We start from the raw sequence: 10,444 nt of genomic DNA, 5'->3' as shown, positions 1-10,444 counted from the left end.
GAGCCGAGCCAGCGTCGCGCGCACGCGGGTCGGGGCGTCGTGCGGGTGCAGATCGTGCACCAGCAGCAGGTGCCCCAGCAGGTCGTCGCCCGCGAGCGCGTCGAGCAGCGCGCCGTCGGCACGGGCGACGATGCGCTCCAGCGCCTCGCCGTAGACGTCGGCCAGTGCCCGCACGGTGGTGGTGGCGGTCTCGTCCGGACCGTCCACCAGCTCCCCCAGCAGTGTGTCGAGCCGCCCGAGGCGCTCGGCGATCTCGCGGCTGTCCCACATCGCCCGCCTCACTCCCCCGGGTGAGCCGCGCCGAACGTGGGCGAGGCGATCTTGTTGAGGACCTTGCCCTCGCCGAGGTACATGTGCACCCCGCAGGGCAGGCACGGATCGAAGCTGCGCACCGTGCGCATGATGTCGATGCCCTTGAAGTCCTCCCTGCCGTTCTCCTCGAAGATCGGCTGCCCCTGCACGGCGTCCTCGTACGGTCCCGGGGTGCCGTAGACGTCGCGGGGACTGGCGTTCCACGGCGTCGGCGGGTACGGGTGGTAGTTGGCGATCTTGCCGTCGCGGATCACGAGGTGGTGCGAGAGCACTCCGCGCACCGCCTCGTGGAAGCCGACCCCGAGCCCCTCGTCCGGAACGTCGAAGTCGGTGAACACCTTCGTGTTCCCGCCGCGCACCTCCTCGAGTCCCTTGTCGACGAAGTGCAGCGCCATCGCGGCCGCGTACGCGACGAAGTACATGCGCGCCCGGTCCCGCTCCAGCGTGTTGGCGAACCGCGGAGGCCGCCACTGCAACGTCATCTCCTTGGTCTGCGGGGTGGCGGGCAGGGTGATCCGCACGGCGCCGCCGGTGGCCTTGACGTACGGCGTGTCGACGAGGCCGTTGAGCGCGGTGGCCCAGAGCCGGGCGAGCGGGCCGCCGCCGGTGTCGAGCGCGAGGTGTTCCTGGCTGCCCGGGTCGAACCAGCGCGGGCTCATCACCCAGCTGTAGTTGCCGTTCTCCAGGTCGCGGCCCTGTGGGGCGGGCAGCGTGGTCTGGTTCCACGGGTGCCGCTGGTCCACGGGGTTGCCGAGCGGGTCGCGGGTGACGAAGGTCTGTTCGTTCGCCCAGTCGTCGTAGTACGAGCTGCCGAGCAGGATGCGCATGCCGAGGTTGATGTCGACCAGGTTGTTCGTGACCAGGTCGCCGTCGACGATGATGCCCGGGCTGACGAACATGTCCCTGCCCCAGGCGCCCATGTTCTCGTAGCGGTAGTCGACGCTGTAGGGGTCCTGGAAGCATCCCCAGCAACCGAGCATGACGCGCCGCCTGCCGACCTCCTCGTAGCCGGGCAGGGCGTCGTAGAAGAAGTCGAACACGTCGTCGTTCATGGCCACCGCGTGCTTGATGAAGTCGAGGCAGCGCATCAGCCGGGAGAGGTAGTCGGTGAAGACCTGCGGGGTGGCCACGGTGCCGACGCCACCCGGGTACAGCGTCGACGGGTGGACGTGCCTGCCCTCCATGAGGCAGCACATCTCCCGGGTGATGCGGCTGACCTCGAGCGCCTTCTTGTAGACCTCGCCCTCGAACGGGTTGAACGCGCGCATGATGTCGGCGATGGTGCGGTAGCCGTGCAGCTCGCCGCGCGGCGCGTCGGTGGTCTCGGCACGCCTGAGCAGTCCCGGGTTGGTCTCGGCGACCATGCGCTCGCAGAAGTCGACGAAGACCATGTTGTCCTGGAAGATGGTGTGGTCGAACATGAACTCGGCGGCCTCGCCGAGGTTGATGATCCAGTCGGCCAGTGGCGGCGGCTTGACACCGTAGGCCATGTTCTGCGCGTAGATCGAGCACACCGCGTGGTTGTCGCCGCAGATCCCGCAGATGCGGCTGGTGATGAAGTGCGAGTCGCGCGGGTCCTTGCCCTTCATGAACACGCTGTAGCCGCGAAACAGCGACGAGGTGCTCTTGCACTCGACGACCTCGTTGTTGGCGAAGTCCACTTTGGTGTAAATGCCGAGGTTGCCGATGATGCGGGTGATCGGGTCGAAGTTGACCTCGACCAGCTCCCGCTGCGTCGGGACGCTGACCTCGCGCTGTGTCTGTGCCATCGTGTGTCGCTCCTGCGTGGTGGGACTTCTCAGACTCGGGGGTAACGCGGCTGGTATCCGGTGGTGAGCTTCGGGCCGGGGTGGCGCCACTGGGGCTCGGTGTTCGCGCTCTTGTTGGTGATGCTGCGCATCCGGCGCACGAACGGGCCGTAGACCGACAGCAGCGCCGAGGACAGCGACCCGCCGGGGGGTTCGTCCATGAAGGGCATGAACTTGTCGGGAAAGCCCGGCATGGTGCAGCCGATGCAGATGCCACCGACGTTCGGGCAGCCGCCGATGCCGTCCATCCACCCGCGCTTGGTGACGTTGCAGTTCACGACGGGGCCCCAGCAGCCGATCTTGACCTGGCACTTCGGCGAGTTGTAGTCGTAGGCGAAGTCGGCCTGCTCGTAGTAGGCCGCGCGGTCGCAGCCCTCGTGCACGGTCTTGCCGAACAGCCAGGTCGGGCGCAGCTGCTCGTCGAGCGGGATCGTGGGTGCCAGTCCCGCGGCCTGGTGCAGCACCCAGAGCAGGGTCTCCATGAAGTTGTCCGGCTGCACGGGGCATCCCGGCACGTTGACGACCGGAAGGCCACCCGCCGAACGGAAATCGTCACCGAGATAGTCGACAAGGCCCATGCATCCGGTCGGGTTTCCCGCCATCGCGTGAATTCCGCCGTACGTCGCGCAGGTGCCGATCGCGACGACCGCCCACGCTTTCGGGGCGAGTTCGTCGATCCACTTGTTGAGCGTCTTCGGCTTTCCGGTCTCCGGGTCGTTTCCCATCGCCGTCCAGTACCCGTCGCCGGTGTGAATGTTCTCGTTCGGGATCGATCCCTCGACGACGAAGATGAAGGGCGCCCCGAGATCACCCTGCGCCGCCCGGTGGAACGGCGCGAGAAAGTCGTCGCCGGTCTCGTAGGCGAGCACCTTGTTGTGCAGGTGCACCTTCGGGATGCCCGGAACAGCCTGCAACACCACGTCCTCGATGCTGGGCAACGACGCCGCGGTGACCGACACCGTGTCGCCGTCGCAGCTCATTCCTTCCGACGTCCACAGAATGTGGATCTCGTCGACTCCGGTCTCGGTCGCCTCTGTGCTCATGGGACACAGAATGCGGGCGCCCGCGCCGCCGCGCACGACAGCGAACACGTCCGGACCAGGCCTGTTTGAGCGCGATTCCACCGGGGTACCGAGCGTGGTTTCCCTCTCCGGCGCACCGCGTCCCGGCCGTGCTCGCCGATTTGTGCGCCGCCGCACGCCGGTCGTAGCGTGAGGAAACCGCGACGGCGAGTCATCCCGACCGGACACACGAGACACCACGATCAATTCCGCACCCGAGAGAGACCGGTGGCGACCAGTGCCAGATCGTCCATTCTTCGAACAGTGCGTCGACGACGCCCTCGCGGCCCGGGAGGAGCCCCTCGAATCCCTGGTGGCCGAGGCGGAGCCGGTGGCGCGGGCCTGTCACGCGATGGCCGAACGCTTCCACCGCGGCGGCACGCTCATCGTGTTCGGCAACGGCGGCGGCGCGACCGACGCGCAGCACATCTCCGTCGAATTCGTGCACCCCGTCCTCGTCGGCAAACGCGCGCTGCCCGCTCTCTCGCTCACCGCCGACGTCGCCACGATGACCGGGATCGCCGCCCGGGCCGGGTTCGACGAGGTGTTCGCCCACCAGCTTCGACACCTCGCGGTCGCCGACGACCTGGCGCTCGGCCTTTCGGTGGACGGCGACTGCGGCAACGTACTCCGCGGTCTCGAACAGGCGCACGCGATGGGCCTGCTCACCGTCGCGCTGGTCGGGGCCGACGGCGGCGCGATCGGCGCCAGCCCGGCCGTCGACCACGTGCTGCGCGCCGACTCGCACGACCCGCGCGTGATCAAGGAAGTGCACGTGACCACCTACCACATCCTGTGGGAGCTGGTGCACGTGTTCTTCGACCACCCGGGCGCGCTGACCGCGGAGGCCGCGTCGTGAGCGCCCCCGGCTCCGGGACGCCTCCCGCGCCGGAACCACCGCAGGCCTGTCATCTCGGTGACGCCCCCGAACCGGAGGCGGGCTGCGTGACCTGTTCCGACACCGCCGTGCGCGTGCGGGTGCTGCGCGTGCTCGACGACGGCATGGCGCTGGTGGACACCGGCGCCGGGCACGAGGAGGTCAGCGTCGCGCTCGTACCAGCCGACGTGGTCGCGCCCGGCGCGGTGCTACTGGTGCACGCACGAGAAGCGATCGGAGTACCCCGATGACGGATGCGATGAGTTCGCTGTACCCGTTCCTCTACGACACCGGGCGCGACGGCGACGTCGACGCCGTGCTCGCCGAGGTGCGCGCCTCCACGGCGCACAAGGCACGCGAGATCCTGGAGCTGCGCCGCCTCGTGCACCGCGAGCAGCGGCATGAGCTCGCCGCCTGCGGCGCGGCGCTGGCCGCGCGGTTCGCCCGGGGTGGACGGCTGTTCGCGTTCGGCAACGGTGGCAGCTCGACCGACGCGCAGGATCTGGTCACCCAGTTCCTCGACCCGCCGGGCGCCGCGCCGCCACTGCCCGCGTTCGCGCTCACCGCCGAGGCGGCCGTGGTGACCGCGCTGAGCAACGACGTCGGGTTCGACCTGGTGTTCTCCCGCCAGCTCGCGGCGTTCGGCCGCGGCGACGACATCGCGGTCGGGCTGTCCACCAGCGGCAACTCGGCGAACCTGCTCGCGGCGTTCGACGCGGCCCGCCGGGTGGGCATGCTCACCGTCGGCATCACCGGCGACACCGGCGGCAGGATGGCCGAGCTGGACTCCATCGACCACCTGTTCGTGGTGCCGTCGTCCTCGGTGCACCGCATCCAGGAGGCCCAGACCACGATCTACCACCTGTTGGCCGAGCTCGCGGCGAAGGGGACGCGATGAGCGCCCGGGGGGACGCGATGACCGAGGAGGCCGTCAAGGCGGTCACCGACGCCGTGCTCTACGAGGGGTATCTGCTCTACCCGTACCGCGCCACGGCGGCGAAGAACCAGGCGCGCTGGCAGTTCGGCGTGCTGGTGCCGCCCTCGTACGCCACCACCGGCACTGGGGAGCACTCCGCGTGCCGCACCGAGTGCCTCTGTGAGGTGGAGCCGGGCGCCACCGTGCGGGTGCGCGTGCGGTTCCTCCAGTCCCAGCGGCGCACCGTCGAGGCTCGCGTCGACCCGGGTGAGGCCGGTCCCGCCGACCACCGGGAGGTCGGCGCGCTGGTGGTGGGCGACGAAGAGATCCTGCCCTGGGACGAGGCGGTGGAGCGCGAGCACGAGGTCGTGCTCCCGATCGAGGACCTGCTCGCGGAGGGCGACCGGGTGGAGCGCGTGGTCGTGCGCGGCGGCGAGTGGACCACGGGCGTGGCGGGCGGCCGGGTCGTGCGCCGCAAGCACCCGCTGCACGCCGAGGTGCGCTGCCGGGCCGAGCGCCTGCCCGGCGTCGTGCGGCTGCGCGTCACCGTCGCCAACACCAGCACGGTGGACTGCTCGCGACACTCGCGGGACGAGGCGGTGCGGCACTCGCTGATCGCCGCGCACACGGTGCTCACCATCGACGGAGGACGGTTCCTCTCCCAGCTCGACCCACCGGAGTGGGCCGCCGCGTACGCGGCGGAATGCGTCAACGAACACACCTGGCCGGTGCTGATCGGCGACGACGCCCGTGACGACACGATGCTGTCCTCCCCGATCATCCTCTACGACCACCCGAAGGTGGACCCGGCCAGCCAGGGCGACTTCTTCGACGCCTGCGAGATCGACGAGATGCTGACCCTGCGCACGCTCACGCTGACCGACGAGGAGAAGCGGCAGGCCCGCGCCACCGACGAGCGCGCCCGCCGCATCGTGGACCGCGTCGAGGACCTGCCGCACCAGCCGAGGCAGGCCATGCACGGCCGTGTGCGCGTGGTGCGCGTCGGCGGACGGGAGATCGGTACCGGGGACAAGGTGGTGCTGCGTCCGGCGCCGTCGGGTGACGCGCAGGACATGTTCGTCGCCGGGCGCGTGGCCACCGTCCGCTCCGTGCTCGAGGACGTGGACGGCACGGTGTTCCTCGCGGTCACCGTCGACGGCGATCCCGCCGAGGAGTGGCAGCTCGACCAGGGCCGCTTCCGCTACTTCACCACCGAGGAGGTGGAACCGGTGGCCGGCGACGGGCCCGGTGACGATGCCCGGGACGGCGACCCCGGTGGCGGGCCCCACGGCAGGGCCCGCGGCCACCGTCCCGACGGGACCGTGCCGTGACGGCGCGGGTGCTCGTCGCCGGGATCGGCAACGTCTTCCTCGGCGACGACGGGTTCGGCGTCGAGGTGGCTTCCCGGCTCCGCGAGGCCGACCTGCCGCGCGGGACCGTGGTCGGCGACTACGGCATCTCCGGGATGCACCTGGCCTACGACCTGCTCGACGCCGGGTACGAGACGACGATCTTCGTGGACGCGGCCCCTCGGGGTGACCCGCCGGGCACGCTGTCCGTGCTGGACGTGACCGAGGCCGCGCGGCAGGCCCCTGTGGAGGAGCCCGCCGACGCGCACGGGATGACACCCGCGGCGGTGCTGTCGCTGTTGCGCAGGCTGGGCGGCGTCCCGGGCCGGGTGCTCGTGGTGGGGTGCGAGCCCGCCGACACCGGCGAGCGGATCGGCCTGAGCCCGGCCGTGGAGGCGGCCGTTGAGAACGCGGTGTGGCGGGTGGTCGAACTCGCCGGCACCGCCGTGGAGAGAGGTGGTGCCGATGTGTCTCGGCATTCCGGGTGAGGTGGTCGAGATCCTGCCGGACCGGCCGGATCTGGCGAGGGTGAACGTCAGCGGGGTCCGCCGCGCGATCAACGTGGGCCTGCTCGATTCCGACCCGCCCCGCCCCGGGGAGTGGGTTCTGATCCATGTCGGGTTCGCACTGTCCAAGATCGACGAAGAGGAAGCGGCGGCGGTGCTGCGGTATCTGGAGGAACTCGGCCAGGCCTACACCGACGAGGTCGACGCGCTGAGCCAATCGATGATCGAGTGAGGACGGCGGACATGCGATTTGTCGACGAGTACCGCGACGCGGACACCGCGCGGGCACTGGCCGCGCGGATCGAGCGGCTGTGCGAGCCGGGCCGCGAGTACAAGTTCATGGAGGTGTGCGGCGGGCACACCCACACCATCTACAAGCACGGCATCGCCGACCACCTTCCCGAGCAGGTGTCGCTGGTGCACGGCCCCGGGTGTCCGGTGTGCGTGATCCCGATGGGCCGGGTCGACGATGCCATCCACATCGCGAGCAGGCCCGACGTCATCATGACCTCGTTCGGCGACATGATGCGCGTGCCGGGCAGCGGCGGCACCTTCTTCGATTCGAACTCCGAGGGCACCGACATCCGCATGGTGTACTCGCCGCTGGACTCGCTCACGATCGCGCGGAACAACCCGGACAAGCACGTGGTGTTCATGGCGATCGGGTTCGAGACCACCGCGCCGTCCACGGCGATGACCCTGTTGCGGGCCGAGCGGGAGGGCATCGAGAACTTCTCGGTGTTCTGCAACCACGTCACGATCATCCCCGGCATCAAGGCGATCCTGGACTCGCCGGACCTGCGGCTCGACGGTTTCCTCGGGCCGGGCCACGTCTCGACCGTGATCGGCTGCCGCCCGTACGAGTTCGTCCCGCGCGACTACGGCAAGCCGATGGTCGTCGCGGGCTTCGAACCGCTCGACATCCTCGGCTCGGTGCACCACCTGCTGCGCCAGCTCCGCGAGGGCCGCTGCGAGGTCGAGAACCAGTACTCGCGCGTGGTGCCGTGGCAGGGCAACCCGGTCGCGCTGGACGCCATCGCGACGACGATGGAGCTGCGCCCCTACTTCGAGTGGCGCGGCCTCGGCTTCATCTCCCACTCGGCGATGCGGCTGCGCGACGAGTACGCCCGGTTCGACGCCGAGCGCGTGTTCTCGCTGCCCGGTGTGCGCGTGGCGGACCCGAAGGCGTGCCAGTGCGGCGAGGTCCTCAAGGGCGTGCTCAAACCGTGGGAGTGCAAGGTGTTCGGCACCGCGTGCACCCCGGAGACCCCCATCGGCACGTGCATGGTCTCCCCCGAGGGGGCCTGCGCGGCGTACTACCAGTTCGGCCGGTTCACCCGGGAGCGGATCAGGGAGGCGAGCACGGCATGAGGACCGAGGACGAGGTGCTCGACCGCATCGACCGGGCGCGCAGGCGCAAGCCGAAGGTGCGCGAGGAGCGCATCACCACCGCCCACGGCGCGGGGGGCAAGGCGAGCCAGACGCTGGTCGAGGCGGTGTTCGTCGACGCCTTCCGCAACGCGCTGCTCGAACCGCTCGGCGACGCCGCCGACCTCGTGCTCGGGGGGACGCGGCTGGCGATGACCACCGACTCGTTCGTGGTCTCCCCGTTGTTCTTCCCCGGCGGCGACATCGGCGACCTCGCCGTCAACGGCACGGTCAACGACCTCGCCGTCTCGGGTGCGACTCCGGCCTACCTGTCCTGCGGGTTCATTCTGGAGGAGGGCTTCGAGGTGGCCGAGCTGCGCCGCATCGTGGCGTCGATGACCCGGGCGGCCGAGCGGGCGGGCGTGTCCCTTGTCACCGGCGACACGAAGGTGGTCGGCAGGAACTCCGGCGACGGCTGCTACATCAACACCACCGGCGTCGGCGTGCTGCCCGCCGACCGGGCGCTGGGCATCCACACCGCCCGCCCGGGCGACGCGGTGCTCGTGTCCGGCCCTGTCGGCGACCACGGCACGACGGTGATGCTGGCGCGCGGCGAGCTCGACATCGAGGCCGATCTGGTGTCCGACACCGCGCCGCTGAACGGCCTGTGCGCGCGGCTGTTCGACGTGCCGGGCGTGCGGGCGGTGCGGGACGCGACACGCGGTGGGGTGGCCACGGTGCTCAACGAGATCGCCCGCGCGGCCGACGTGTCGGTCGTGCTGGACGAGAGCGCGGTGCCGGTGCGTGACGAGGTGCGCGGGGCCTGCGAGCTACTCGGCATCGACCCGCTCTACGTCGCGTGCGAGGGCCGGTTCGTCGCCGTGCTCGACGACGCCCGCGCCGACGAGGCGGTGGCCGCGCTGCGGGCCGACCCGCTCGGCGCCGACGCCACCGTGATCGGCCGGATCGGGGCGGACCCGCCGGGCACGGTGCTGTTGAACACGGTCTTCGGCGGTACACGGATCGCCGACCTGCTGGTCGGAGACCCGCTACCCCGGATCTGCTGACGGCACCGGACCCGATGCACGAGTTGTCGATCACGCAGGGCGTGGTGCGGGCGGTCGTGGAGCACACCGGCGGCGACCGGGTGCTCGTGGTGCGGCTGGAGATCGGCGCGCTGTCCGGGGTGGAGGTGGACTCGGTGCGGTTCTGCTTCGACGCCGTCACCCGGGGCACTCCGCTGGACGGCGCGGAACTGGTCGTCGACCGGCCCGAAGGGCGCGGCCGGTGCAGGCCCTGCGGTGCCGAGTTTCCCCTCGGCTCCGTGCTCGACGGCTGCGCGTGCGGCTCGCTCGACGTCGAGGTGGTCGCCGGAGAACAACTGCGGATACGGAACGTGGAGGTGGCACGCGATGTGCGGAACATGCGGGTGTGACGGGGACGTGCTCGTCGACGGGGAGGGCCTGGTCTCCGACGGCGCGGACCGTGCCGGTGCGGTGCCGGCGCAGGCGCACGGACGCGCGACGGTGGAGGTCGAGCAGGACGTGCTGGCCACCAACGCCGCGCTGGCCGAGGACAACCGCCGGTGGCTGGCCGAACGCGGGATCAGCGCGATCAACCTGATGAGCGCGCCCGGCTCGGGCAAGACCACGCTGCTCAGCGCCACCGTCACGGCCCTGGCCGGGGACGTGCCGGTGGCCGTGGTGGAAGGCGACCAGGCCGGTTCGATCGACGCCGACCGGCTGCGCGGCGCGGGATGCCGCACGGTGCAGGTCAACACCGGCTCGGGTTGCCATCTCGACGCGGACATGCTCGCCCGCGCGCTGCGCGAGCTGGACCCGGCCCGCGGGGCGACGGTGTTCGTCGAGAACGTCGGCAATCTCGTGTGCCCTGCGCTGTTCGACCTCGGCGAGCAGCGCAGGGTGGTGCTGGCCTCGGTCACCGAGGGCGAGGACAAGCCGCTGAAGTACCCCGGGATGTTCCGCGCCGCCGACGTGGTCGTGCTGACCAAGTGCGACCTGGTGCCGCACCTGGACTTCGATCCCGGTCACTTCGGCGGCCACCTGCGCAGGGTGAACCCGGACGCGGAACTGATCGAGGTCTCCGCCGCCACGGGCGCGGGGATGGATCAGTGGTTCCGGTGGTTGCGCTCGACCATGCCCGGCTCCGTGCCGTCCGCGCCCGCGGGCTCCGACCCGGCCACGGCCGCGGCGGTGCCCTCGGTCTCCTCGTAGGCGCCCGCCGCGC

The 10,444-nt window shown here is 70.7% G+C and carries 12 protein-coding genes and 1 pseudogene; 10 read left to right on the top strand and 3 right to left on the bottom strand.

Going from position 1 to position 10,444, the window contains the following annotated elements; genetic code table 11:
- The 3 genes and pseudogenes from SACSA_RS26355 to SACSA_RS0117925 form a co-directional block, all read right to left on the bottom strand.
- Positions 1-270: pseudogene (locus SACSA_RS26355) on the bottom strand (hypothetical protein); the annotation flags it as partial.
- Positions 271-278: 8 nt separating this feature from the next.
- Positions 279-2,081 carry a nickel-dependent hydrogenase large subunit gene (locus SACSA_RS0117930; RefSeq protein WP_019819110.1) on the bottom strand — a complete coding sequence of 601 codons (1,803 nt, stop codon included), beginning with the start codon at positions 2,079-2,081 and terminating at the stop codon, positions 279-281.
- Between the two features lie 29 nt (positions 2,082-2,110).
- Positions 2,111-3,163: an NADH-quinone oxidoreductase subunit B family protein gene (locus SACSA_RS0117925; RefSeq protein WP_028662004.1), complete on the bottom strand. Its 1,053-nt coding sequence runs from the start codon at positions 3,161-3,163 to the stop codon at positions 2,111-2,113.
- 256 nt (positions 3,164-3,419) lie between these two features.
- Between SACSA_RS0117925 and SACSA_RS0117920 the strand changes: the two genes are divergently transcribed.
- From SACSA_RS0117920 to hypB, 10 genes are all read left to right on the top strand, one after another.
- Entirely contained in the window at positions 3,420-4,040 is a 621-nt protein-coding gene (locus SACSA_RS0117920; RefSeq protein WP_019819108.1) for a D-sedoheptulose-7-phosphate isomerase, read from the top strand.
- Positions 4,041-4,126: 86 nt separating this feature from the next.
- Positions 4,127-4,309 carry a hypothetical protein gene (locus SACSA_RS0117915; RefSeq protein WP_019819107.1) on the top strand — a complete coding sequence of 61 codons (183 nt, stop codon included), beginning with the start codon at positions 4,127-4,129 and terminating at the stop codon, positions 4,307-4,309.
- A complete protein-coding gene (locus SACSA_RS0117910) occupies positions 4,306-4,956 on the top strand; it encodes a D-sedoheptulose-7-phosphate isomerase (protein ID WP_028662003.1) in 651 nt (216 codons plus the stop codon). Before SACSA_RS0117915 ends, SACSA_RS0117910 begins: the two co-directional genes overlap by 4 nt.
- The gene (locus tag SACSA_RS0117905) at positions 4,953-6,305 is read left to right on the top strand and encodes a hypothetical protein (RefSeq protein WP_028662002.1); all 1,353 of its coding nucleotides are present in this window, start codon (positions 4,953-4,955) and stop codon (positions 6,303-6,305) included. The genes SACSA_RS0117910 and SACSA_RS0117905 overlap by 4 nt, the downstream gene beginning before the upstream one ends.
- Complete coding sequence (locus SACSA_RS0117900; RefSeq protein WP_019819104.1) at positions 6,302-6,811, top strand: hydrogenase maturation protease; 510 nt, start codon at positions 6,302-6,304, stop codon at positions 6,809-6,811. The genes SACSA_RS0117905 and SACSA_RS0117900 overlap by 4 nt, the downstream gene beginning before the upstream one ends.
- Positions 6,789-7,061 carry a HypC/HybG/HupF family hydrogenase formation chaperone gene (locus tag SACSA_RS0117895; protein WP_028662001.1) on the top strand — a complete coding sequence of 91 codons (273 nt, stop codon included), beginning with the start codon at positions 6,789-6,791 and terminating at the stop codon, positions 7,059-7,061. The genes SACSA_RS0117900 and SACSA_RS0117895 overlap by 23 nt, the downstream gene beginning before the upstream one ends.
- Positions 7,062-7,072: 11 nt before the next feature.
- A complete protein-coding gene (gene hypD / locus SACSA_RS0117890) occupies positions 7,073-8,200 on the top strand; it encodes a hydrogenase formation protein HypD (RefSeq protein ID WP_028662000.1) in 1,128 nt (375 codons plus the stop codon).
- Positions 8,197-9,264 (top strand): hydrogenase expression/formation protein HypE, encoded by a 1,068-nt coding sequence (gene hypE / locus SACSA_RS0117885; protein WP_019819101.1) that lies wholly within the window; start codon positions 8,197-8,199, stop codon positions 9,262-9,264. Before hypD ends, hypE begins: the two co-directional genes overlap by 4 nt.
- A gap of 14 nt (positions 9,265-9,278) precedes the next feature.
- The gene (locus SACSA_RS0117880; RefSeq protein WP_019819100.1) at positions 9,279-9,632 is read left to right on the top strand and encodes a hydrogenase maturation nickel metallochaperone HypA/HybF; all 354 of its coding nucleotides are present in this window, start codon (positions 9,279-9,281) and stop codon (positions 9,630-9,632) included.
- The gene (gene hypB / locus SACSA_RS0117875; RefSeq protein WP_028661999.1) at positions 9,610-10,431 is read left to right on the top strand and encodes a hydrogenase nickel incorporation protein HypB; all 822 of its coding nucleotides are present in this window, start codon (positions 9,610-9,612) and stop codon (positions 10,429-10,431) included. The genes SACSA_RS0117880 and hypB overlap by 23 nt, the downstream gene beginning before the upstream one ends.
- The last annotated feature ends 13 nt before the right edge of the window (positions 10,432-10,444 follow it).

Origin of the sequence: Saccharomonospora saliphila YIM 90502, from assembly GCF_000383795.1 — a bacterium.
Classification (GTDB): Bacteria; Actinomycetota; Actinomycetes; order Mycobacteriales; family Pseudonocardiaceae; genus Saccharomonospora; species Saccharomonospora saliphila.
This window is presented reverse-complemented; position numbering and strand designations above follow the sequence as displayed.

What these genes read in the sequence shown, in the direction of transcription:
- hypE (WP_019819101.1), top strand. Translation starts at nt 8,197, where the DNA reads ATGAGGACCGAGGACGAGGTGCTCGACCGCATCGACCGGGCGCGCAGG.
- hypD (WP_028662000.1), top strand. Translation starts at nt 7,073, where the DNA reads ATGCGATTTGTCGACGAGTACCGCGACGCGGACACCGCGCGGGCACTG.
- SACSA_RS0117880 (WP_019819100.1), top strand. Translation starts at nt 9,279, where the DNA reads ATGCACGAGTTGTCGATCACGCAGGGCGTGGTGCGGGCGGTCGTGGAG.
- SACSA_RS0117930 (WP_019819110.1), bottom strand. Translation starts at nt 2,081, where the DNA reads ATGGCACAGACACAGCGCGAGGTCAGCGTCCCGACGCAGCGGGAGCTG.
- SACSA_RS0117905 (WP_028662002.1), top strand. Translation starts at nt 4,953, where the DNA reads ATGAGCGCCCGGGGGGACGCGATGACCGAGGAGGCCGTCAAGGCGGTC.
- SACSA_RS0117895 (WP_028662001.1), top strand. Translation starts at nt 6,789, where the DNA reads ATGTGTCTCGGCATTCCGGGTGAGGTGGTCGAGATCCTGCCGGACCGG.
- SACSA_RS0117925 (WP_028662004.1), bottom strand. Translation starts at nt 3,163, where the DNA reads ATGAGCACAGAGGCGACCGAGACCGGAGTCGACGAGATCCACATTCTG.
- hypB (WP_028661999.1), top strand. Translation starts at nt 9,610, where the DNA reads ATGTGCGGAACATGCGGGTGTGACGGGGACGTGCTCGTCGACGGGGAG.
- SACSA_RS0117910 (WP_028662003.1), top strand. Translation starts at nt 4,306, where the DNA reads ATGACGGATGCGATGAGTTCGCTGTACCCGTTCCTCTACGACACCGGG.